At 41.7% G+C, this 23,023-nt stretch carries 26 protein-coding genes and 1 pseudogene; 13 read left to right on the top strand and 14 right to left on the bottom strand.

Features of this window, described 5'->3' with window-relative positions:
* Window positions 1-152 precede the first annotated feature (152 nt).
* Both E0H79_RS00850 and E0H79_RS00845 read right to left on the bottom strand, forming a co-directional pair.
* Window positions 153-1,070: an esterase/lipase family protein gene (locus E0H79_RS00850; RefSeq protein WP_228258759.1), complete on the bottom strand. Its 918-nt coding sequence runs from the start codon at window positions 1,068-1,070 to the stop codon at window positions 153-155.
* 414 nt (window positions 1,071-1,484) lie between these two features.
* The gene (locus E0H79_RS00845) at window positions 1,485-2,513 is read right to left on the bottom strand and encodes a lipase secretion chaperone (protein WP_131260615.1); all 1,029 of its coding nucleotides are present in this window, start codon (window positions 2,511-2,513) and stop codon (window positions 1,485-1,487) included.
* Between the two features lie 144 nt (window positions 2,514-2,657).
* Here E0H79_RS00845 and truB point away from each other — a divergent pair, with 144 nt between their 5' ends.
* Both truB and E0H79_RS00835 read left to right on the top strand, forming a co-directional pair.
* A complete protein-coding gene (gene truB, locus E0H79_RS00840) occupies window positions 2,658-3,563 on the top strand; it encodes a tRNA pseudouridine(55) synthase TruB (protein ID WP_131260614.1) in 906 nt (301 codons plus the stop codon).
* 208 nt (window positions 3,564-3,771) lie between these two features.
* Window positions 3,772-4,230: a hemerythrin domain-containing protein gene (locus E0H79_RS00835; protein WP_131260613.1), complete on the top strand. Its 459-nt coding sequence runs from the start codon at window positions 3,772-3,774 to the stop codon at window positions 4,228-4,230.
* Window positions 4,231-4,243: 13 nt separating this feature from the next.
* Here E0H79_RS00835 and E0H79_RS00830 read toward each other — a convergent pair whose 3' ends face one another.
* The gene (locus E0H79_RS00830) at window positions 4,244-5,122 is read right to left on the bottom strand and encodes an EamA family transporter (RefSeq protein WP_131260612.1); all 879 of its coding nucleotides are present in this window, start codon (window positions 5,120-5,122) and stop codon (window positions 4,244-4,246) included.
* Here E0H79_RS00830 and E0H79_RS15200 point away from each other — a divergent pair.
* On the top strand, window positions 5,076-5,231 hold the full coding sequence (locus E0H79_RS15200; RefSeq protein ID WP_162164694.1) for a hypothetical protein: 156 nt from the start codon (window positions 5,076-5,078) through the stop codon (window positions 5,229-5,231). The genes E0H79_RS00830 and E0H79_RS15200 overlap by 47 nt on opposite strands.
* Before the next feature lie 49 nt (window positions 5,232-5,280).
* Here the strand turns inward: E0H79_RS15200 and serA are convergent, their stop codons facing one another.
* Window positions 5,281-6,513 carry a phosphoglycerate dehydrogenase gene (serA, locus tag E0H79_RS00825; protein WP_104852617.1) on the bottom strand — a complete coding sequence of 411 codons (1,233 nt, stop codon included), beginning with the start codon at window positions 6,511-6,513 and terminating at the stop codon, window positions 5,281-5,283.
* A gap of 341 nt (window positions 6,514-6,854) precedes the next feature.
* Between serA and E0H79_RS00820 the strand changes: the two genes are divergently transcribed.
* From E0H79_RS00820 to E0H79_RS00805, 4 genes and pseudogenes are all read left to right on the top strand, one after another.
* The gene (locus E0H79_RS00820; RefSeq protein ID WP_004974544.1) at window positions 6,855-8,264 is read left to right on the top strand and encodes an FAD-binding oxidoreductase; all 1,410 of its coding nucleotides are present in this window, start codon (window positions 6,855-6,857) and stop codon (window positions 8,262-8,264) included.
* A 157-nt stretch (window positions 8,265-8,421) separates the two neighbouring features.
* Window positions 8,422-8,793 carry a hypothetical protein gene (locus E0H79_RS00815; protein ID WP_004974545.1) on the top strand — a complete coding sequence of 124 codons (372 nt, stop codon included), beginning with the start codon at window positions 8,422-8,424 and terminating at the stop codon, window positions 8,791-8,793.
* Window positions 8,794-8,931: 138 nt separating this feature from the next.
* Window positions 8,932-9,041 (top strand): annotated as a pseudogene (locus tag E0H79_RS00810) (pirin family protein); the annotation flags it as partial.
* A 181-nt stretch (window positions 9,042-9,222) separates the two neighbouring features.
* Window positions 9,223-10,452, top strand: a complete 1,230-nt coding sequence (locus E0H79_RS00805; RefSeq protein WP_096901250.1) for an MFS transporter — start codon at window positions 9,223-9,225, stop codon at window positions 10,450-10,452.
* Between the two features lie 123 nt (window positions 10,453-10,575).
* Here E0H79_RS00805 and E0H79_RS00800 read toward each other — a convergent pair whose 3' ends face one another.
* The 4 genes from E0H79_RS00800 to E0H79_RS00785 all read right to left on the bottom strand — a co-directional run bounded on the left by E0H79_RS00800 (window position 10,576) and on the right by E0H79_RS00785 (window position 13,811).
* Entirely contained in the window at window positions 10,576-10,872 is a 297-nt protein-coding gene (locus E0H79_RS00800) for a DUF3817 domain-containing protein (RefSeq protein ID WP_004974548.1), read from the bottom strand.
* Between the two features lie 340 nt (window positions 10,873-11,212).
* Window positions 11,213-11,701, bottom strand: a complete 489-nt coding sequence (gene sodC / locus E0H79_RS00795) for a superoxide dismutase [Cu-Zn] SodC (RefSeq protein ID WP_249399394.1) — start codon at window positions 11,699-11,701, stop codon at window positions 11,213-11,215.
* A gap of 217 nt (window positions 11,702-11,918) precedes the next feature.
* On the bottom strand, window positions 11,919-13,058 hold the full coding sequence (locus E0H79_RS00790; protein WP_131260611.1) for an AI-2E family transporter: 1,140 nt from the start codon (window positions 13,056-13,058) through the stop codon (window positions 11,919-11,921).
* 108 nt (window positions 13,059-13,166) lie between these two features.
* Window positions 13,167-13,811 carry a ParA family protein gene (locus E0H79_RS00785; RefSeq protein WP_004974554.1) on the bottom strand — a complete coding sequence of 215 codons (645 nt, stop codon included), beginning with the start codon at window positions 13,809-13,811 and terminating at the stop codon, window positions 13,167-13,169.
* A 115-nt stretch (window positions 13,812-13,926) separates the two neighbouring features.
* Between E0H79_RS00785 and E0H79_RS00780 the strand changes: the two genes are divergently transcribed.
* Entirely contained in the window at window positions 13,927-14,400 is a 474-nt protein-coding gene (locus tag E0H79_RS00780; protein ID WP_004974557.1) for a Holliday junction resolvase-like protein, read from the top strand.
* Here E0H79_RS00780 and E0H79_RS00775 read toward each other — a convergent pair.
* On the bottom strand, window positions 14,397-15,023 hold the full coding sequence (locus tag E0H79_RS00775) for a class I SAM-dependent methyltransferase (RefSeq protein ID WP_131260610.1): 627 nt from the start codon (window positions 15,021-15,023) through the stop codon (window positions 14,397-14,399). The genes E0H79_RS00780 and E0H79_RS00775 overlap by 4 nt on opposite strands.
* A 171-nt stretch (window positions 15,024-15,194) precedes the next feature.
* Between E0H79_RS00775 and E0H79_RS00770 the strand changes: the two genes are divergently transcribed.
* Window positions 15,195-15,761, top strand: a complete 567-nt coding sequence (locus tag E0H79_RS00770; RefSeq protein WP_131260609.1) for a hypothetical protein — start codon at window positions 15,195-15,197, stop codon at window positions 15,759-15,761.
* Window positions 15,762-15,927: 166 nt separating this feature from the next.
* Here the strand turns inward: E0H79_RS00770 and E0H79_RS00765 are convergent, their stop codons facing one another.
* Window positions 15,928-16,260: a HopJ type III effector protein gene (locus E0H79_RS00765; protein WP_131260608.1), complete on the bottom strand. Its 333-nt coding sequence runs from the start codon at window positions 16,258-16,260 to the stop codon at window positions 15,928-15,930.
* Between the two features lie 181 nt (window positions 16,261-16,441).
* Between E0H79_RS00765 and crcB the strand changes: the two genes are divergently transcribed.
* Window positions 16,442-16,819 (top strand): fluoride efflux transporter CrcB, encoded by a 378-nt coding sequence (crcB, locus tag E0H79_RS00760; protein ID WP_131260607.1) that lies wholly within the window; start codon window positions 16,442-16,444, stop codon window positions 16,817-16,819.
* Between the two features lie 213 nt (window positions 16,820-17,032).
* Here crcB and E0H79_RS00755 read toward each other — a convergent pair whose 3' ends face one another.
* The gene (locus E0H79_RS00755; RefSeq protein ID WP_004974599.1) at window positions 17,033-17,281 is read right to left on the bottom strand and encodes a type B 50S ribosomal protein L31; all 249 of its coding nucleotides are present in this window, start codon (window positions 17,279-17,281) and stop codon (window positions 17,033-17,035) included.
* Between the two features lie 278 nt (window positions 17,282-17,559).
* Between E0H79_RS00755 and E0H79_RS00750 the strand changes: the two genes are divergently transcribed.
* Both E0H79_RS00750 and E0H79_RS00745 read left to right on the top strand, forming a co-directional pair.
* Window positions 17,560-17,841, top strand: coding sequence for a type II toxin-antitoxin system RelB/DinJ family antitoxin (locus E0H79_RS00750; protein WP_131260606.1), 282 nt, complete (start codon window positions 17,560-17,562; stop codon window positions 17,839-17,841).
* Window positions 17,841-18,161: a type II toxin-antitoxin system PemK/MazF family toxin gene (locus E0H79_RS00745; RefSeq protein ID WP_131260605.1), complete on the top strand. Its 321-nt coding sequence runs from the start codon at window positions 17,841-17,843 to the stop codon at window positions 18,159-18,161. Before E0H79_RS00750 ends, E0H79_RS00745 begins: the two co-directional genes overlap by 1 nt.
* A 158-nt stretch (window positions 18,162-18,319) precedes the next feature.
* Here the strand turns inward: E0H79_RS00745 and E0H79_RS00740 are convergent, their stop codons facing one another.
* The 3 genes from E0H79_RS00740 to E0H79_RS00730 form a co-directional block, all read right to left on the bottom strand.
* Window positions 18,320-19,618, bottom strand: coding sequence for an ABC1 kinase family protein (locus tag E0H79_RS00740; RefSeq protein ID WP_004974602.1), 1,299 nt, complete (start codon window positions 19,616-19,618; stop codon window positions 18,320-18,322).
* Between the two features lie 145 nt (window positions 19,619-19,763).
* Window positions 19,764-21,128 (bottom strand): MATE family efflux transporter, encoded by a 1,365-nt coding sequence (locus tag E0H79_RS00735; RefSeq protein WP_131260604.1) that lies wholly within the window; start codon window positions 21,126-21,128, stop codon window positions 19,764-19,766.
* A gap of 38 nt (window positions 21,129-21,166) precedes the next feature.
* Window positions 21,167-21,628, bottom strand: a complete 462-nt coding sequence (locus tag E0H79_RS00730) for a DMT family transporter (protein ID WP_131260603.1) — start codon at window positions 21,626-21,628, stop codon at window positions 21,167-21,169.
* A gap of 122 nt (window positions 21,629-21,750) precedes the next feature.
* On the opposite strand from E0H79_RS00730, the gene hemW reads away from it, so the two are divergent.
* Window positions 21,751-22,905, top strand: coding sequence for a radical SAM family heme chaperone HemW (gene hemW, locus E0H79_RS00725; protein WP_131260602.1), 1,155 nt, complete (start codon window positions 21,751-21,753; stop codon window positions 22,903-22,905).
* Window positions 22,906-23,023: the final 118 nt, after the last annotated feature.

The following is a 23,023-nucleotide window of genomic DNA, read 5'->3' as shown; positions in this document are numbered from 1 at the left end:
TTTCCTAGCATGACAATATCTATTGTCAAATATCATTATTCAGGAAATTTGCTAGATTGCAAGTTCTGAATGATTCATGGTTATTGAACTTCTTGCACTTGAGTTTCAAGCACAGGAAGATGGTTTTGCCAAGATTGAAATGAGCTTTACTATTACAAACCTTGTAATTTCAATCGGTTGGTATGTTGTCGATACAGTGCAACTGGGTCAGGTGCAAACAAGCCCGTTAAGCCAAACATCATGTTGGCAAGGTCGGTATGATTCAGTCGGTAGTTGTCACGAATGACGTGTCCAATGTGGGTACTACAACGTGCGACCATGCCATCGTTATCTAAATTGCCATAAGACAGTGGGCCGAGTTGCATTAAAACAGTGTCAATATCTAGTAAATTGGTGGCTTGTGCTACACCTGTCCATGAATAGTAATGAATCCCGCGATCTACTTTGGCACCGCTGCTGCTACAATTTGCGGCCAAGGCTGTGGTTGGAAAACGACGGTTAAAATCTGCAGACGCTGTTTCGGTTAAAGAAGCCATCGATGCATCAAAATCGACAGGCATGTCTGGCTGTTGCTGCGCCCAAGTAATGAGAGGCGCCACCATATAGTCGCCTAAAATATTAAACGCGGTGCGTGATAAACGATTATTTTGAATATCATCGGCAACTTTGGAGCCACGGAATGTACCTGCAACGCCCGTAATTGATGCCACATATTCAGGTTTGGTCGCAGCTACATAACGTACTGTTGGGCCACCATGTGAGTGACCAATTAAATTGACTTTGGATTTGCCAGTGATTGCCATGACTTCTTCGACTTGGGCAATCAGTTGCTCACCTCGAAATTCAGTACGGTGTGCAGGGGAGAGTTGTGCGGCAAATACGGTTGCGCCATTACGTGCCATATCTGGCAAAATTTGATACCAATAATCCATATTAAAGGTTTCATTGCCAATGCGTGACCATCCGAGCCAGCCGTGTACCATGAGCAATGGATATTTGGTTTTGGCATAGTCAGATTTGGCCTGTTCCTGAATAGGCAACACGCTTGGAGCAGCTTGAGCGACACCCATTGAACCGAGCAAGCAGCCAGTGACAGCCAATGTAATTGCCCGTATGTTAGAGATGATGGTCATAAAACAATCCTGTGTTCTTTATTTTTATTACAAGTGAAGTGGTGGCTTCGCTTCCCTCCTGAAAGCTCAGATATGTAAATTGCCGTTGCTTGCGGCACGGTGTTGTGAGTCATCCTCGACTATTTTTTGTACGCTCAGGTATTTTTTCATGCGTAATTTAGAAAAAACATATCATTTGGGGACAGTTATTGCGCATTGCCCAAGAGATTTGTAAATCTACATGCATCTTGATATCTATTTAATATTTATAGACATTTGTATATTAAATCGTTGTGGTGGGTTTGTACTAAAACAGCTTTTCAGGCATAAAAATGGGGCATGTTGCATGCCCCAGTTGTTCTATGCAATATGTTAGTCAGCAAAGGGTAATTTTCCACCTTGATCATGTACCTGTTCAAAGGTTTCTAAACGCAATTGCTCTTGTGGATTTTGAAAATGCTGTCCGCGTAATTGTTTCACGGCTTGTTGCTTGGCTTGATCATTCATTCCACTTTGCATGATTTGATCACGCGCACTTAAATAATCCTCTACTCGTGATTTCCACTGACTGCGTTGCCCATCTAATTGTTCTAAACGTTGGGTTGCTTCTGGACCAACCAGCTTTAAACGCATTTGGCGGATTTCAGCAGCAGAACCACCACGTGCTTTAATTGCCGCAGTCAAGCTGCGTAAATCTTGCAAGGTGTTCAGCTGTTCTAAATTTTCTTGCCAATCTTGAGGTAATTGTTTAAATAATTCCTGCAATTGTCGTGCTTTTTCAGCTTCAGATAATTTTTTATCATCCATGACTGCCATGCGCTTTAGGGTATATTCGTGATAGGCATCTTCCGTACCAAATAAACCTTCAATTTCATAATCAGAAAAATATTGTTTACGCAGATTTTGCATGCTGCTAAAAATGCTGCGGTAATATTGCGGATCTTCCTGATTTAAATTCGGTGCTTGCAGTTGTCCAAGCGCATTGCGATAGTCCAAATAACGCTGCCATAAATCTAAAATTTGCGACAAGGCAGGCTCTTTATGTCCTTGTTGAATATACCTTTTAAAATCACCACGAATTTGTTCAATGCTTTTTTCGCCATATTGGGTAATAAAATATTCAAAACAGTTACGGGTTTGCTCATTCACAATCAGACGATTACTTGCATCCAGTTTAAGCTGACAATTGACTTCGGTGTCCTGCTGACTTGGGCTTAAAAAATTTGCAGCAGGGTTATTTTGCATTGCTCGCTGCAGCTTTAACGCTTGAGCTGTTTCATTATTTGAGCTTGGCTGAGGCGATGTATGGGCAGAGGTTGATGGTGGCATCAGCCAATACACCAAAGCCGCAATCAGCAGTATCACTACGCCTAAAACAATCCATATTTTATGTTTCTGCATTGCAATGCACCTGTTTATCCATTTTATTTTTTTAATCCTAAGCGCTCAAATATGCCATAAAAGTAAGTCGCTGTTCTAGAAATGTTGTCATTTATCGCGGCAGATTGTTACCATGACGCAGTTTTGGTTTGACCTATGTGTGCTATGAAATCATCTGCGGCTAAAATCCAGCGTCGTGCCATTAGTGGTGTATTTTTATTGAATAAGCCTTTGGGCATCAGTTCCAATGCAGCGTTACAAAAAGTGCGTTGGTTATATCGGGCGCAAAAAGCAGGGCATACAGGAGCATTAGATCCATTGGCTTCGGGTTTGCTGCCGATTTGTTTGGGTGAAGCGACCAAGTTTTCGCACTACTTACTCGATTCGGTGAAACGCTACCAAACTACCATTCAATTGGGACACAGCACCACCACAGGAGATGTTGAGGGTGAAGTGCTGTTGCAGCAGGCTGTACCTGCATTGAGCCAAGAGCGCATTGAACAGGTATTGGCACAATTTCAGGGCGATATTATGCAAGTTCCGCCCATGTATTCTGCCTTAAAAAAAGAAGGCCGTCCGTTGTATGAATTGGCACGACAGGGCATTGAAATTGAACGTGAAGCGCGTCCAGTCACAATTTATGCCATTGAGTTACTGTCTTTTACTGAACAGAGCATCACTTTGGATGTAACTTGTTCTAAAGGCACGTATATTCGTGTTTTAGGTGAAGACATTGCCAAAGCCTTGGGTACTTATGGACATTTGACCTATTTGCATCGGATTAAAACGGGACATTTTGACCTGATTCCAAGTTATAGCATTGAATATTTGGAAAGTTTAAGTGAAGCAGAACGTGAGGCTTTATTGCTGCCTGCGTATGCACCTGTGCAGCATTTTCTACACATTCAAGTCCCTGAAGGACGCGCTGAATATTTTAGTCGTGGCATGGAAAGTAATATTGACCATCCTGCAGCAGCGCAAGTGTTGGTCTTTGATGGTGAAAAGTGTTTAGGTTTGGCTGAAATTACAGATAAAAAGCGCTTGGTACCGAAACGGGTTTTAAATCTCTAAATTTTGCTCAGATACATAACTTGAATAAAGTGGGTAAGTGAATTAAAGCTTTCTATACAAATAGTTGCAGGAATTCGGATTGATCCTCTATACAGTAGCTAGAGGATTAAAAAACGAAATCAAAACTGACTCCAAAACCGATGTGGATGTGCGAGTAGATTTTTATCAATCTGTTCGCCGCGCATGGGTTAAAAATAGAGGGCTGCACATGAATATTTTTGAAGCTTTACGCCAAAGTCACGACATTCAACGAAATTTAGCCCGCCAACTGACGCAAACTTCAGGTGATAGCCCTGAACGTAGAGCGATATTTGAACAACTTAAAAATGAATTATTTGCGCATGCAGTGGCAGAAGATCGCTATTTTTATATTCCCTTAATGATGACTGATGCGGGTTTAAATATCACTCGCCATGCTTTGGCAGAGCATCATCAAATGGATGAATTACTCGAACAATTAACCGAAACTGAAATGAGCAACACAGGTTGGTTGGCAATTGCAAAGCAACTGTCAGATAAAGTGCATCATCATTTAAAAGAAGAAGAACATGGCTTTTTTCAGCAGGCAGGCAAAATTTTGTCTGAACAGCAAAAACAAAGTCTAGCCAAGCAATATTTGGCAGAGTATGAAAAATACCAACAGATGTCTAAAGACAGTTTGGTTTAAGCATTATTCTGATTTAAACATTCTGCGGCTGTTTGGATTTTTTTACTGCTCTAAAAGTAACACCGACCGAAGCTAACATAATGCAGCATAAGGCGAGCCATTGCAGTGCAGTGATTTTCTCACCCAACAATACCAAGCCTGTCAGTGCGGCTAAAGCAGGCGATAAACTGGAAAGTGTGCCATAACTCATTTTGCTGAGTTGTTTTAAGGCTTGTAAATCCAGCGCATAAGGAATGGCCGTGGCAAGCACTGCAATGGCAAGCGCCTTGCCCCAATACTGGGTTTCAAACAGTGCGGGGGCATTGTTATACAGTCCGAATGGAATCAAAGCCAAAGCCGAAATACTGATGGCGATGGTCAGCGCGTGCATGCCAATATTTTGTTGCACCACTTTTTGCCCAAAATAAATATAAAAAGCCCAGCACAATCCTGCACCTAAGGCACATGCTGCACCAAACAGACTAAAATGATCTCCCTGCGCTTGTCCCCAAGGCACCATAAGAATAATGCCTAAAATCGCCAACAATACCCAGACATAATCTTTACGGTTTTGAATGGACAATAAAGCTAAGCCCAAAGGCCCGACAAACTCTAAACCCACCGCAATACCTTGCGGCAACTTGCCCAAAGACAGATAAAACAGAATATTCATTAAGCCCAAGGCTGCGCTATAGCACAATAAATCACGCCATTTTAAATGTGCGAGCCGCGACAGAATTTGCCATGAGCGAAACATGATTGCCACAATTACACTGGCAAAGCACAGTCGCAAAATCGTCACAGTAAGCGGGTCAAGCACCTGAAACAATTGTTTGGCAAAAGAAGCACTGATTTGATAGGAGATCATGGATAAAACCATGAACAACACCGCAGTGAGTTGGGCGTTTGGCATGGGGCAGAAAAATACTCAACAGTGTGGAAATGGGAAGGTCAGGCAGATTATAGCAAGTTTAAAAATACAGGGCTGTGGCAACTCAAGGTTACTCATAGATCAGGCATAAAAAACCACAGTGCTAAGACTGTGGTTTTTTGTAGCATCAGCGTGTGGTCTTAGAACAAGACACGTACGCGAATTGTGCCTTCAACTTCGTGTAAAGTATCTAGTGCTTCTTTAGATGCAGTCGCATCAACATCCATCACTAAATAACCGACATCACCTTTGGTCATAAGTGATTGACCAGAGATGTTGATGCCGTGTTCAGCAAACAAGTTGTTGATTTTAGACAATACACCTGGAATGTTTTGGTGAATATGCAATAAACGGTGCTTGCCTTCAGTCAATGGCAGTGCAATTTCAGGGAAGTTCACTGCAGACAAAGTCATACCTTTATCTGAATATGCAACAAATTTCTCTGCCACTTCTAAACCAATGTTCGCTTGCGCTTCCATGGTCGAACCACCCACGTGCGGTGTTAAAATCACGTTTGGTAGGTTACGTAGTGGGGAAACAAATTCTTCACCATTGGCTTTTGGTTCTTTCGGGAATACGTCAACTGCAGCACCTGCAATATGACCAGACTTGATGGCATCTGCCAAATCTTCAATCACCACACAAGTACCACGTGCCGCGTTAATGAAAATTGCGCCTTCTTTCATTTGTGCAAATTGTTCTTTTGCCATGAAATTGCGGGTAGAGGGTACATCTGGAACGTGTAAAGAAACCACGTCAGCATTTGCCAATAATTCGCCCATAGAGCCAACTTGACGTGCATTACCTAACGGTAACTTGGTCACAGCATCATAATAAATGACCTGCATACCCAAGCTTTCAGCCAATACTGAAAGTTGAGAACCGATTGAACCGTAACCCACGATACCTAAAGTTTTACCACGTGTTTCAAATGAACCTACAGCAGACTTGTTCCAGCCACCTGCATGTGTATCGGTTGATTTTTCAGGTACGCGACGTAGCAATAAAATTGCTTCAGCCAATACCAATTCTGCAACCGAACGGGTGTTTGAATAAGGGGCATTGAAAACTGGAATACCACGTTCCATTGCTGCAGTTAAGTTCACTTGGTTTGTACCAATACAGAAACAACCTACCGCAATTAGTTTGTTCGCAGCTTCAAAAACTTCTTCAGTTAGCTGTGTACGTGAACGAATTCCGATGAAATGCGCATCTTTAATCGCTTCTTTTAACGCATCGCCCTCAAGCGCCGTTTTGCGATAATCGATGTTGGTATAACCCGCTGCATTTAACACGTCGATTGCGTTCTGGTGTACGCCTTCTAACAACAAGAAACGAATTTTATCTTTAGGTAGTGAAAGATGTTGGCTCATTACGGCTCCGCTACAAAGGCCAAATTTAGTGGCTGTATGATAACATAGGAGACGGGTCGATATACATTTCCTTTATGACCAAGAGTGCAGGTATTTTTTGTCAGATATAATCTCTTTCAGAAATATTGCCCAAAATTGCCCTGTTCTGACCACGTTATATTATCGGAATTGCCAATATTCACAGGTTTTTCAAAAAAATCGCTTATAATAAGCGGCACACATGAAAGCCAACCCACGCTGTTGCTTTGATGCACATATTTAGTCTGCAGTATCTTCAAATTGATCAAGATATGCAGACAGTCGCTTTTCTTCCTGTTTAATTCTTGCTAGGTCTGCAAACGATGAATGCTCCAGTCGCTTTAACCCCTGAGTTATTGACCCAATTAACGGCAATAGTCGGTGAAAACCGTATTAAAACGGATGCCGATAGCCTCCAAAACTGGGGTCGTGACCATACAAAGCATTTTGATCCGAACCCATCGGTCATCGTTTTCCCATCAAGCACAGAGCAAGTACAAGCCATTGTAAAACTGGCGAATCAGTTTAATGTGGCCATTACTCCATCGGGCGGACGTACAGGTTTATCTGCGGGTGCGGTGGCAGCCAATGGTGAAATTGTAGTCAGCATGGACAAGATGAACCAAATCTTGGAATTTTTCCCTGCAGACCGTATGGTACGTGTGCAAGCGGGTGTGGTGACTGAGCAACTACAAAACTATGCCGAAGAACAAGGCATGTATTATCCAGTCGATTTTGCATCTTCAGGTTCTTCACAAATTGGCGGTAATATTGGTACCAATGCGGGCGGTATTAAAGTCATTAAATACGGCATGACCCGTAACTGGGTGTTGGGTCTGACTGTGGTAACAGGCAAAGGAGATATCCTGCGTCTGAACAAAGGCATGATCAAAAACGCAACAGGTTATGCGCTGCAACATTTATTTATTGGCGGTGAAGGCACACTTGGCTTAGTGACCGAAGCTGAAATTAAGCTAGAACGCCAACCGCAAGATTTGCAAGTGATGGTGTTGGGCGTACCTGATTTTAATTCGGTGATGCCTGTATTACATGCTTTCCAAGCTAAAATTGATCTGACTGCATTTGAATTCTTTGGTGAATTGGCGATGCAAAAGGTCTTGGATCATGGTCATGTGCAACGTCCATTTGAAACCCAATGTCCATTCTACGTGTTACTTGAATTTGAAGCGCCATTTGAGCCAATTATGGACAAGGCGATGGAAATTTTTGAACACTGTATGGAACAAGGCTGGGTGATGGATGGCGTATTGAGCCAAAGCCTAGACCAAGTTGAAAGTTTATGGCGTTTGCGTGAAGACATTTCTGAGTCGATTGCACCGTTTATTCCATATAAAAACGATATTTCAGTATTGATTACTCATGTTCCTGCATTTATTCAGGAAATTGATGCAATTGTGGCAGAAAACTATCCTGACTTTGAAATTTGCTGGTTCGGCCATATTGGTGATGGTAACTTGCACCTGAACATTCTTAAACCTGCCGATTTAAGCAAAGACGAATTCTTTGCCAAATGTCAGGTGGTAAATAAGTATGTATTTGATACTGTGAAGAAATATGATGGTTCTATTTCTGCAGAACACGGTGTAGGCATGACCAAAAAACCATATTTGGAATATTCACGTTCAGCTGAAGAAATTGAATATATGAAAGCGTTGAAAAAGGTTTTTGACCCTCAAGGCATTATGAACCCAGGCAAATTATTTGATTTGTAATTCCTTTCGCCTTTCATTTATTTAAGTGAATTGAAAAACGCATCCTCGTGATGCGTTTTTTTATGCCGCTGTTTTAATTTTACATTTCTGTTCTAGCGTTTCTGCGCTAACAGGGCATCATAGAAGCATAAATAATAATCAACATTTTGGAGGAGTTATGTTGCGTTTAATCACGGTTTCCGCATTGGGTGTTGCGTTATTGTCAGGCTGTGCGACTACACAGAATATTATTTCACAAGTTACGCCTGCAGAAACACCTTTGGCGCAGGTACTCAAACAACGTCCAGATTTGCGTAAAGAATTGGCTACCGTTGAAATTCGTCAATACTTTAACCGTGTCGAAGCACCAACTGCGGCAGAAGTAAAAATTACCGAAACAGGCTTAATGGATGATTCGGTACGTTCAATTCGTAGTATTTATCACTTTAAAAATATTAATGGACAATGGCAGCAGGGTGATGTGCAAACCGCTTACTTATGCGCACGTGGTAAAAATACCAAGACTTTCCAAAGCAAAAAATGTCCTTAAATTGCTGTAGGGCTTAGGTAAATCTTGCATGATGTTCTAAAAATGCAACAAAGCGTCTGTGGATAATACTCGTGTTATCCACAGCTTTTATTTAGGATGACTTCATTCGATTCAAAAACGTGTGAGCGCAGCATGTCCATCAAAACGCTAGCATTTCTACACTGTAATGATCGCCTCATTGCCGTGGGTAGTTTTATCCTGTACTTTCGGTATTTTCATATTATGAATTGGGCAATACCGTATCGCCTTAACCCGCTGAAGGAGGTGATGCCTAACTTGGTCTGATGTCACATCAAGTGCCGCAATTTATTTAACGGACTTAAAAAATGCGCCATAAATTTGCCATTCAACTCTGTTAAACTGCAGCTCAATTTTCTATTTTTATGGGCTAAACGCGGCTGACTTGCATCGTTTTGTCCTTTATAACTCATGCCACAGCAGCAAAAAAATACCATTCAACGTGCCACACTCATGTTTCCCTTGGCTTTGGTCTTGTTTGAGTTCGCGGTTTATATTGGCAATGACTTGGTTCAACCCGCAATGTTGGCCGTCACACAAGATTTTGGTGTCAGTAGTGCATGGGCAGCTTCGTCCATGTCATTTTATTTGCTGGGGGGTGCTTGTGTGGCGTGGTTATTGGGGCCACTCTCTGACCGTTTGGGACGCAAAAAAGTATTATTGGGCGGCGTGGCATTTTTTACCCTAACCTGTTTATTGATTTTATTGACTCAGAACATTGAAAGCTTCCTTGTTCTTCGTTTTTTTCAAGGTTTTGGTTTGTCAGTCATTAGTGCAGTCGGTTATGCGGCTATTCAGGAAAACTTTGCAGAACGTGATGCAATTAAAGTCATGGCGCTCATGGCGAACGTCTCTTTACTTGCTCCCTTGCTCGGCCCAGTCTTAGGTGCATTTATGATTGAGCATGTTTCTTGGCATTGGGGTTTTATCGGCATAGCACTGTTGGCATTTTTGAGTTGGTTTGGACTGAAAGCCAAAATGCCTGAAAATCAGCAGCGTATTCCCAAACCTCCATTTCGAGATGTATGGGATGATTTTAAACAAGTTTTTCAAAATACCAGATTCTTAGGTTTGACATTGGCGCTGCCCTTATTGAGCATGCCTTTAATGTTGTGGATTGCGTTATCTCCTGTGATGTTGGTGGAAGAGTTAGGCTTTAGTAGTCTGCAATACGGTTTGGCGCAGTTTCCTGTTTTGGGTGGTTTGATTTTAGGCAATCTGGTACTGATGAAAGTCATTGACCGTTTACCTTTAGGAAAAACAGTCTTGATTGGTTTACCTTTAATGTTGTTGGGTAGTGTGCTGATCGTATTGGGGGCAATTTGGCAAAGCTATTTTGTTTGGTGTTTGGTGATTGGTATGAGCTTGATTAGTTTTGGTGAGGGAATGAGCTTCTCAGTCTTATACCGTTTCGCCTTAATGTCATCGGAAGTGTCTAAAGGTACTGTTGCTGCTAGTGTTTCAATGATATTGATGCTGTGCTTTTTTATTGTGATTGAACTGGTGCGTGTTTTATATATGCGGTTTGATATTTGGGCGTATAGTTTGGCTTGTTTGGTGCTGATAACGCTCTGGTTTAGTTTGCCACGCATGATGCTTAAACAGGTGATGCAGGAGCGAGTTGCTGCAGGGCAGTTTTAAGGGGTTAAATTTTTCAGCTGCATCATAAAACAAGGTGATGTGGCATCACCTTGCAAACATTTGATTTATAAATTAAAGTTGAGAAAATGTGTAATATGATGAAAGCTGAAAAGGACTTGCAGATTAAGCTTGTACTGGTTGTTCCATCTTTTTCAATTTAGCATCAAAAACAAATGGGCCAAAAGGTAAAATTGAAGCAATTAAGCCCAAAATAAACATTTTAAGAGACCATTTTTGTTTTTCACAAACCACAAAAAGCACCACTAAAAATGCGATAAACAATACGCCGTGTCCCATACCTACATATTTCACTAAAATTGGGTTATCGAACATATATTTCATGGGCATAGCAATAAATAACAACAATAAGAATGAAATACCTTCTAGGAACCCAACCCAACGTAATGTTTTAATGTTCATGCCCAAATCTTTTTCATGTCGATAAAACAGCAGTGTAGCGCAAATAGTGACAATCGCAAAGACGAGCTGTTGGGAGCTCTGCACATTGATGAGCTAGATACGATGGCTGCAAAATTGAGCTAATTTTTTGCAAATTAGTAGCAAGTTATTCAAAAACGAGTAAGTGTGGTTATGAAAGACGACCGATATAAAGCAAGAAGACCTGCATTGAGCGTCGTTTGAGAATAATCCTCAAAAAGATAAATTTTACTTTTTGCGGATAAGTCGAAAGGCATGTGTATAACCCTTAACTTATCCACAATTGGTAATAAATGTTTTATTGAAAATGCATCATGCTAGCTTAAATAATCCCACAGGCAATTCGCTCACCGCCGCCGCCCAATGGTTTTGGATGGTCGGCATAGTTATCACCGCCTGCATGAATCATCAAGGCCAATCCTTCAACTTGTGCCAATGTTAAACGGGGTGCAATCACGGTCACTTTGGCTGTCCCGTCGTTTGCAACACTTAAAGCCGGTAAGTCCCCTAAATGTCCTGTCAGCGGTGTACCATGATTCGGGATATTTTTGGGATTAAAATGTCCGCCCGCTGCCAAAGCAGCAACCATTTTTCCATCTTTTTCTGCTGCTGCACATGAACCTTTTTCATGGATATGAAAACCTCGTTCCCCTGCAGGGAGTTGTTGGAGTTGGGTGTGAATGACTAAGCCTGCTGCACTGTCACGCAGTTCAACCGTACCTAATTCCTTGCCAATCCCTTGTGCTGAAACAGCATGCATTTTTAAGATTTTAGATTTTTGTTGTGTGGTCGCGGTGGTGCTGCAACCCATGAGTACTAGGCCACTAAAAGCAGCAAGACTGGCAAATTTGAGTATTGAGCGCATAAAAGACATCCTGTTTGTTGTGCATAATATTTAGGGATGTCTTGATTGAAGCAAAGTTAGCTCCGTTACAATACAACGTTTGCGTAGTAGTATGTATGTACTGTGTTGAGCTGATTTATTCAGATCAACACAGCCATGTGAGCAATATGATCAGTAAAACAGCTTAATCAAGCTTTGAATTGGATGATGAATCGTCTTCAGGGAGATCATGCGCAAGCGTGGCTTTGGGCAACATTAAAGCTTCGGGCTGGTTGTTTTCATGCAACCATTCACGCCAAATGGCCAGTAACACGGCCAAAATCACAGGGCCAATAAATAGACCAATTAGACCAAAACTGGCAATTCCACCTAAAACTCCAAACATGATTAACAGGAATGGAATTTGAGTTGCACCTGAAATCACCAAAGGACGAATCACGTTATCGGCAGTGCTGACCACACATACGCCCCATGCCATCACGCCAATCGCTTCCATCGTATGCCCTTGGCTAAATAACCACAGCGAAACCGAACCATAAGCTAAAGGTGGGCCAAACGGAATTAAGGCAAATAAGAAAGTCACAATGGTTAGCACCATTGGGTTAGGTACCCCAGCGACAAAATAGCTCACGCCTGCGAGTAAAGCCTGCGCAATTGCAGTGAGTCCAACGCCATAAACCACAGCACGTGTGGTTTCAGAAATAGTATCTAAATAGTGATGAATACGTGGCCCAATCACCATTTCTAGCGCTTTGCTGACTTGATGCAAGATGGTGTGACCATCGCGGTAGAAAAAGAATAATGACAGCAGGGCAAAACCCAGTTTGATCAGGTTTTTGCTGACTTCATTAATCACCACTTTACCGTAATTCAAATGCCCTTGAATCCATAAGGAAATGGATTGCACAATGCTGTTCGGATCGTGATTAATTTCTTTAAGGGTGCGGGTGACTTCTTTACCAATAATAGGTAAATTGCGAATGAAATCAGGGACATTTAAGTGTCCGGAAAAGACCTGTTTTTGTAATTCGTAATATAAGTTGCGACCTTCATGTTGCAGGATAAAAATGGCAAAAGTGAGTGGAATGCCGACCACCAACGTGACCATCAGCATCATTAAGGCTGCGCTAAGCGTAGGACGATGACCGCATAAACGTAGCACCGACTGATATAGTGGCCAGCTCATATAGGCAATGATTGCTGCCCAAACAACAGGAACAATAAAATATTTGAGTATGTGAAAACCCAAAAAGATCAGGACAAAAAACAGTCCAAACAATAAAATTTTTTGTAATGTTGGCGCGTACTGTTGCACTGAATTCACTGAAACATTCCTAAGGTCATGTGCCATATTAACTGAAAAAAAAGCTCCCGAAAACGAGAGCTTGGTAAGTTCTGGTGAATAAGTTCTAAACGGTGGCGATTCTAGGCTTTAAAACCATTGAGCAGGGTCATCTACAATGGCATTCAGTACAGGCTGCCATTGATCTTGCATTTGCAGATAAGTTTTTTGGGTTTTATCAAAAATACTTAAACCTTGCATTGCCAATTGTCCATAGGCTGCACGTTCTGAAATCCATGCCACAGGCTGTTGCTCGATTTTCTGGAAAAAATCCTGAATATCTTTAGAGCTGGCAGAGTTGGGTTTGACCCGATTGGCCAACAGCAAAATTTGGACTTTGCCTTTACGAATCCGCTTAATGTCTTGTAAGTGTTTTAAGAAGCGACGGGTGGAGTCAATGTCAAAAAATGAAGGCTGTAGAGGTGTGATAATGGCATGTGCTTCGCTAATCAGCTGCTCGGCATGCTCACCCGATAACGCACCAGGTGCATCAATAATTAAATATTCAATGTTTTTGGGTGCATCGCCAATCGACTTTTCATGACGCCAATCTAAACTTTGAATTGGAGCGGCTGTTTCTGGTCGTTGTTTTAACCATTGCAGCGCAGATTTTTGATTGTCGGCATCCGCCAAAGCAACTTTATAGCCTTTTTGTGCAAGCGCAGATGCTAAACTAATAGCCGTAATGGTTTTTCCACAGCCACCTTTTTGGTTGGCAATTAATATAGTTTTCATGACCCTCGAATCGATTTTAATCTGCTCATCCCTAGCATATCATTGTTTTGTGCTCGGAATATGACAGTTGACAAAAGTCGTATCGAGTTCTGCAAAAAAGGTTTAGGAAGGTTTTATGTCAATCTGGATGGCGATGCTGATTGGTGCCTGTATAGGCGTGGTGCTGACCACCTTAATTTTAAGCAATAGCCGCAATGGACGGATTAAAGCCGAGTATGAACAATATATTGCAGAAATTGAACTGTCACATCAGCAGGCATTATTGCAGGCACAAAAGCGCAGTGTAAATACCAGTCGTGCGGTACTGAAAGGCAAAATGGCAGAGCAATTAGCACCGATTATGCCTGAATTTCAGTATTTACCGAGCGATGCCAAATTTTTAGGTGATCCTGTTGATTATATCGTGTTTGATGGCTATACCGATTATCGGGATGGCAATGGGCATGCCGAAGATATTGCAATCGTCCTAATTGATATTAAAAGTGGTGGCGCACGTTTGACCAAAGGTCAGCAAGCAATTGCGCAGGCCATTCAGCAGGGCAGACTGCGTTTTGAAACCATTCGGATTGATTTTGAGGATTGTGATTAAAGAGGTTTATGTACTCGCGCCAATAACATGCGCTGTGCAAGACTGGGGATATCTGCAGCATCAACATATTGGATTTCACCCAACTCAAAACCAGTTTCCAGTAGGGCAATTTCAATGTCACGGTTTAAGTGACAGCCATCTGCAACTTTCTTTTGAATTGGTGTGAGCAGATGTTGTAAACGCTGAACATTCAAATTTTGTCGATTTAAAACGTGTTCTACGAGGTGCAAAGTACCGCCTGGTTGCAAGACGCGATAAATCTCTCGCAGGCTTTGTTCTAGGTCTGGAATACTGCACAAGGTCCACGTGGACACCACATGCTGCAATTGATCATTTACAAAAGGCAGTTGTTCTGCACTTGCGGTAATCTGCTCAACCACGAACGGTGCTGCATCAATTCGTTGCTGCGCCAATTTGAAAACTGCTGCATTGGGTTCTAAGGCATACACGGTATCTACACTTTGATAAAAAGGTAAATTTAAACCTGTGCCAAAGCCAATTTCCAAAACTTCGCCCGATACGCCAAATAAAAGCTCACGTCGTAAATCCATTAAGGATGGAGTTTGCATGACCTGATTCAGCAAGTGCGGGAAAATATGTTTTTGATAAAATTTATAGAGCATGTGCAGATCTGATTATTGATTTTTATACCGACAAGCTTAGCTGAAATTACAGGGTTTTTGCCATGTCAGAATGAGCCAATGACTGCATTTTGTTACCAATTTCAACTATTGTATTCATGATCTGTGATTAAGATAAATATAGATACACGAACTTGATAGGCAGATTATAAGATGAACACGCATATTTCGCTAAAACTCACGGCATTGTTACTGACTCTGGCTTTGCCATGTTCCGTCTATGCTGCGGTCGAGCGTAATATTGCCAAAGGCTTGCCTCCTGTATTGAAAAGTCAGTCGATTGAAGTGTTGCAACCCTTTAAAGGTGATTTTCGGATTTTGGGTTCAAAAATCTATCAAGATGATGCCCAAGCCAAATTTTCTCCGATTGATTATGCGGTGAGTTGGGGCTTGTTTGCTGAGCCTGAAATTGCCCGTCATATCACAGTCAATCAATATGACCGCTATTTAAACTGGAAAATAGACCGTTTACCTGTGCCTGCTGAACAAGCCATGCAAATGGTATCTAATATGCACATCATTCCTGCCAACCCAAAAATTGCCAAAGACATTCAAAAAGTAAAACGAGGTGATTTGGTACGTTTAAAAGGTGAGTTGGTTGAAGTGAAAGATCACGACTTGGTTTGGACATCCTCTCTTACACCCACCGATACGGGGGATGGTGCTTGTGAAGTATTTCGCGTTAGTTCAATTCAGTGGATTGAAAAAGTCAAAAGCTGAGTGTGATGTTTAGTTTAGAGTTTGAATTGTAGATAGTTGCCGAAACCGCATCTTATACACGGTAAATAGCTTCAGTATTGCTCCACGTGAAACGTACACATCCCTAATAAAAAACCGCATGATTAGGTTTAACTTTCATGCGGTTTTTGCTTGGTTAAAGTTGTTTTTATTTGGCGCTAAGGGCTAGCGTTTCAAACTGAATACCATCCCAACCGTGCTGCATAAACTGGCGGATATTTTGATGATCAATTCCTTCAGGTGTCGCAAGTACCGAAGCATAATGTTCCGCAAATAGGCTGAGGGTTTGCGCCTGATTTAAGCCATTGAGTTTCGCAAATGAAAAGATTTTGGCACTGCCCTGATTTTCATTGGCGGCGTTGAGCTGTTGCCCATTTTTGAAAGCAGTTGGCGTGTAGGTGTAACGTGCTTCAATAAATGAGAGCACATCGGTAAATATTGCAGTGCCTGCTTCAAGTTGCGCCAATAATTCCTGAGCCATCCTGTCCTCCATTGCGCCTAAAAATAACATGCAGACTAGCGCAATTTTTATGGCAAAGTCTATGTGTTTTTTGAGTGTACATTCGCATTTAAAATCATGATTCTTGTATAGTGTGATCAGGTTTTAATTGTGCGGTGATGGTTCATTCATCTCACTTTTTTTCATTAGGATTCAAAACACAATGAATTGGCTTTTGGTAGCAATGGGCGGTGCAATTGGCGCAAGTTTACGTTATGCCGCAAGCCTGTATTTATTTAAATCGGCACAGCATTTTCCATGGGCAACGTGGTCGGTCAATCTGTTTGGCTGCTTTTTGGCAGGTGTATTTTTTGCATTGAGTCAGAAATATCCTGTGTTGCAGCAGGAAGCCCGCTTATTACTGATGGTAGGTATTTTAGGTGGCTTTACCACTTTTTCCAGTTTTAGTTTGGAAACTTGGCAACTCTTAAGACATGGACAGCAAGGTATGGCGTTTAGTTATGCGCTTTCAAGTGTGGTTTTGGGAGTGATGTTGCTGGGATTGGGTTTTTATGTGATTCAACAGTTTTTAAAACATTAGATTAGGGTCTGTACCAAATCAATCGTTGAGTAGAAAAATCCATTAGATAAAAATTATAAATAAAAAGAAGCCCAAGCTGGAGGAGAGTGCTTGGGCTTTGAAGATAGAGGATATCCCATCGTTTCGATGAGCAATCTTGCTATGTTTAAAATATAAAACAGAAAACTTAACTGAATATGAAGTGATTGTGAGATTTTGCAATAAAACTCAAGCTTAGCGTTTGAAACGTGCAAAGCGTTTGTTGAAGCTCGCGACACGTCCTTCATTACTGGTTTGACGTTGTTCACCTGTGTAGAACGGATGCGATGCGCTTGAAATATCCAAAGTCACATAAGGATATACCTTGCCTTCATATTCTTTACTTTGGCTGCTTTGCAAGGTGCTGCCAATCACAAAATAGGCATTGGCGTTGGTGTCGTGGAATAAAACTTCACGATATTCTGGGTGGATATTCGGACGCATGAGATTTCTCCAAACTAAGTGTGTAATTTGTGAAATGTTATAACATAACAATTAATTTGGCAAATAAAACCCACATGCATTCTTTCTAGTGAGTTTTACATCAAAAATTATCCAATCCCTTTTTAAACCTGTTGTATAAGGGCTGTCATTGAGGGAATAGTGTCTGCACAGATTAAATAATTTTTTCTATTGGAAGTGAAAAGGCATCGTAAGAACAAGTTTGACCCATGCCATTTTAAGGCATAAAATGGCATTCAGTGGTATGTATGGAGTAGATGATGACAACATTGGTAAAAAAACGGGTTCAATACACGGTTGATCAGGCAATTATGGAATCGGCAGAATACATTATGACAAAAGTTGGTCTGACGCCTGCCACTGTAATGAGCATGGTTTACGCTGAAATTGCACGAACTGGAAAAATACCTGTCACGACTCAAGTGAGTGACGAGGATTTGAATACAGCAAGATTAATCGCGATGAGCCATAATGTTCCTAGTGTAAAAGTGTCTAACGCTGCGGATACTGCTGCTTTTTTAGAAGATGATGGCGGCTACTAATGACCCAACAACTCTATTGGGCTTATGTTGGCTTTACAGATATTGCCGAGGGTAAGACCAGACCTGTGTTGTATATTCGCCAAACGGACACCGACTATGTTGTATTCCGTTTAAGTAGTCAGTACGAAAATAAGTCTGCTTTTATTAAAAGCAAATATGTGGAAATTAAAAACTGGCAACAGGCTGGTTTAAAAAAGCCATCGTGGATTGATACAGTACAAACATATCAGCTGCCTATCCAAAAAACACAACTCACTTATATTGGACAACTGTCTGCCGATGATCTGGAATGCTTAATCAAACACCTTGAAATTCAATAATTTGAATTTCATCGTTTCAACTTGAATGAATCGGTTTAGATAACAAAAAATCCTCCTACATTTGGGAGGATTTTTTGTCTGGATTATAATTTTAGTTACGGAGCATAAAACAGATTGGGCTTTATTTTCAGCATCCTTTGCTGAGTCCAAAGTTGAGTCTAAGCTCGCGGTGGAACCAACTCCTCAAAAATATCATTTAAATTATCATGTACTTTTAAATGAATTAAATTCCAATAATGCCCTGAAACAGTTCGATTCACCATTAAGGTATCGGGAGAAGGCTTAAACACATCCCAATATTTCAATGAACTTTTGACCAACTCAACGCCATCATGATGGGCAGAATTTTCAGCAAAATCATAATGTGTGGTTAGCGGACGCATCAGCACTTCTAACCATTGCAAATATAAATCTTCAGGGAATTTACCCAATGCAGAAATTGCCTGCAGTGCATCTAGATGCTGTTCAATTTCGGCAATATCTTGCGCACGCGCAGCATGAATCAGTTGTCGAAAATGATGCACTACATCATTCGATAGAGTTTTGACGCCGCCGTAATCATAAATCACCACAGAACCATCTTGGCGGAACGCAAAGTTGCCCGGATGCGGGTCGCAATGAAAGCGTTTTAAATAAAAGATTTCTTGACCCATGGCACGCAATAAACGTCGTCCCAAAGTGTTGCGGGTACGCTGTGACCATGTGCTTGCCGTTTCTATATTTTCACCTTGTTCCAAACTTAAGGTGAGAATATGCCGCGAAGAATAGTCTTTAAACACTTGTGGGATAATAATTTTATCATCCAAAGCTGCGTGAAAGGTACGCGCTACTTCTAGGTTTTGTGCCTCAATCTGGTAGTTCAGCTCATTGTCTAAACTTTCCTGAATTTCCTGAAATAGACGGTCTTGTAATTTACGGTCTATTTTAAGTACACCCATTAAACGCAGTGCCAAACGGACTTGTTTCAGGTCACTTTCGCAGGCTTCATCGACCCCAGGATATTGCACTTTGACCACCACTTGCTCGCCATTGGGTAAAATGGCTTTATGCACTTGCCCAATAGATGCGGCTGCAAACGGAGTTTCATCAAAGTGTTTAAAAATTTTGTCGAGCGGTTTACCGAGTTCTTTTTCAACTTGTGCCTTAATTTCAGCAAAAGGCATGGCAGGTGCTTGGCGCTGTAATTTACTGATGGCTTTGGCAACTTCAGGCGGAAAAATATCTTTATATTGCGAGGCAATTTGCCCGACTTTCATCACCGCACCTTTCATTTCGCCTAAGGTATCAGCAATTTGGATACCAATATCCTGAAACAATTGGCTGCGTGCCGCATTTTTTTGTTCTTCATCTGCGGTGAGGTTTTTAATCGAGTTCGATACCGTTTTGGTTGCAATACTTGCTGTCATGCTCGCAAGTTTCATAAAGCGACGACCAGGTGTACGCGCCGTTTTTGCCATGCGATGTTCCTCAAGATCATCTTTACTATCTTTTGATCATAAGTGTTCGTGAGCAAAATGCCTACTTTTAATTGTTAAAGTATTTTTTGATCACAAGACCCACGTGCCAAAACGTATTTTGGCATGTAGGTGAGTAGGCTGAGGTTTATGCTGTAAATTGGCGTTCCAGTCGTTGATTGTTGAAATATAAACGGGTCAGAAGTAACACACAGGCAATGCTTAAACCGACAATCAGCCCGACCCAAACCCCTGCAGCGCCCATACTGCTGTAACGAGTTAAATACACGCCAATGGGGAAAGCCACAACCCAATAAGCAAGCATGGTAATCCACATTGGGCCCTGAGTGTCTTGCATGCCACGCAAACAACCTGCTGCGCTAATTTGCCATGCATCCATGAGTTGATAGGCAATCGCAAATAATAATAGAGACATCGTCACTTGCGCCACTTGCGGGTCGCGGGTGTAAATTGAAATGATTTCAGGACGGAAAAACCACATCAGCGTCATTGTAGAAAAGGCAAATACAGTTGCAGTTGCAAAGCCTAAGCCTTGTACTTTACGCATGGCGTGAATATTTTGTTCGCCATAATATGTGCCAATACGAATGGTCAGGGCAATTGCCAAAGACATGGGAATCATAAATAACTGAGATGTGACTGACATGGCAATTTGATGGGCTGCCAGTTTGGTTTCTCCCAAAGGACTGATTACAATGGCGGCAGTACTAAAAATACTCACTTCAAAGAAAATGGCTAAACCAATGGGCAGTCCTAACAGCAAAATACGTTTAATCCAGACCGCATCAATCGCTTCCCATTGGCTAAATACCTGCGTGCTTTGATAGGCGCGACTTTTAAAAATATAAAATGCCAAACTTATGAACATTAACCATTGCAAAATGGCGGTGGCAAAACCGCAACCCGCACTGCCCAGTTCAGGCAGAGGCCCCCAGCCATACATAAACATAAAGTTCAGCGGAACCAATAAAACCAATGCCAACAGACTAATTACAGTCACAGGGCGTGGATAGCCCAGTGCTTCCGAATAACCGCGCAAGGCAGCATACATGGTCACGGCAGGCATCCCAAAACCAATGGCATGTAAAAATAAGCCTGCTTTGGGCTGTAAATTTTCAGGCACACCAAATAATGGCAATAGTGCAGGCATGAGCTGTAAAATCAGCCCTGCAATCACACCTAAAATAAACGCAATCCATAAAGACTGACGGGCGATGGTTGCAATTTTTTCTGGGGTACGCGCGCCTTTAGCCTCGGCGACTAAGGGTGTGGTAGCAATCATAATGCCACTGAACAGCAGCATAATGGGCATCCACAAACCGACCCCAACAGCAATAGCAGCTAAGTCGGTGGCAGACATGTGACCTGCCATAATGGTATCAATCAGACCTAAACCTGCTTGCGCAAATTGTGTGACCAAAATTGGAATCATCAGTTGAAAAAGCTGTTTTAATTCAAAACGGGTCGTGGTCACAGAATGTATATTTGACACAAAAAATCTCAATGCATGAGGTGCTTAGCGTTTGGGTATTAGCGTTGTAAAGTGAGAAGCACACCAATAAAAATCACCACGCTACCTAAAAGACGTTGCCAATTGATACTGACTTTTTCAGTGCCCAAGAACCCAAAATGATCAATCAGCATTGATGTGACCATTTGTCCAAAAATAATCACCCCAGATAAAGTGAGTAAACTTAGTTTTGGAGCACTATAAATACTCATGCTGATGGCATAAACCCCTAGACATCCGCCAATCCATAAATACCATGGGATGTTGAGCAAGGTGCTGAGGTTGGGTTTTTCGACTTGCTGAAAAAATACCAGTATGGCTAAAACTATTGTACCAACCAAAAAAGAGAAAAGGGCAGCTTGTAACGGAGAATATAAATATTCACGCAATTGGCTGTTGATTGCAGTTTGAAAGGCCATTGCAATCCCGATGCCCATCGCCAGTGGCAAAATTAAGAGTAATTGGCTGGATATCTTCATCATTTTCACATTTTTTCTTATTAAACAGATTCTAGTCTAAAGCAAATTCTAGGGAATACATCAGTGTCCTGCTGTAGTCATGTTAAAATCTGTATCACTGTTTTGATTTTGCATTGAGTCTGTCTTTGAATCCACTTCAACCCATTGATATTCCTTTATCTTTATATATTCACATGCCGTGGTGCGTGCGTAAGTGTCCGTATTGTGATTTTAATTCACATGCTGTGCCTGACGGTAAGTTGAGTTTAGATTTAGAACAGGAATATCTACAGGCTTTGCTGGAAGATTTTAAAACCCAGACTCAGTTTGCGCAGGGGCGGAAAATTCACAGTGTTTTTATTGGCGGTGGCACACCTTCGCTAATTTCAGCACAGGGGTATCAATGGTTATTTACACAGCTGAAAGCCGTGCTAGCTTTTGAAGATGACTGCGAAATTACGTTGGAAGCTAATCCGGGAACAGTGGAGCATGATCCCTTTGCAGATTATTTGGCTGCAGGCATTAACCGTTTGTCGATTGGCGTGCAGAGTTTTAATACTGAGCATTTAAAAAAATTAGGGCGTATTCATTCTAATGATGATGCGATTGCCGCAATTGGCTTGGCGCGTGAAGCGGGCTTTCAGCGAATTAATGTCGATTTAATGCATGGCTTGCCTGAACAGACTTTGCAGCAAGCACTGCAGGATTTAAAACTGGCAGTGGAACATGGTGCAACGCATATTTCATGGTATCAATTGACTATTGAGCCTAATACTGTTTTTTTCCGCACTCAGCCAATTTTACCTGTAGATGATGTCTTGGAAGAAATTCAAGCGCAGGGTGAAGCCTATTTAACTGCGCAAGGTTTTGTGAATTATGAAGTGTCTGCATGGCGTAAAGAGTTACCGTCTGCACATAATTTAAATTATTGGCAGTTTGGCGATTATTTGGCGATAGGTGCGGGGGCGCATGGCAAAGTGACTTTGCATGATGGTGTGTATCGCTTCCAAAAAACCCGTTTGCCGAAAGATTACTTAGCCAAAGTACCTGCGGAAAACTTGCAGTTTAAAGCAATTGCAGCCGATGAGTTGCCATTTGAATTTATGATGAATGCACTGCGCCTGAATGATGGGGTTGAGGCAAACTTGTATACTGCCCGCACAGGTTTAAACTTGGATGATTTGCAGGATATTTTAAATACATTGCGTCAGCGGCAATTGTTGCAGGATGATCCGAAGCGATTGGCATGTACCGCGCAAGGGCATGTATTTTTAAATTCGGTGTTGGAAGCATTTTTGTGATTTGAGTTCAGCTCAGGCATCTGTCCTAACGCTTATCGAATATTGTGCTAGAGCGACAGCTTGTGTCTTGCACTGCATGCTATTTAAGGTAAATTTTGTTATTGTAATGGCTTTGTTA

The organism is Acinetobacter sp. ANC 5045, assembly GCF_004331005.1.
Classification (GTDB): domain Bacteria; phylum Pseudomonadota; class Gammaproteobacteria; order Pseudomonadales; family Moraxellaceae; genus Acinetobacter; species Acinetobacter towneri.
This window is presented reverse-complemented; position numbering and strand designations above follow the sequence as displayed.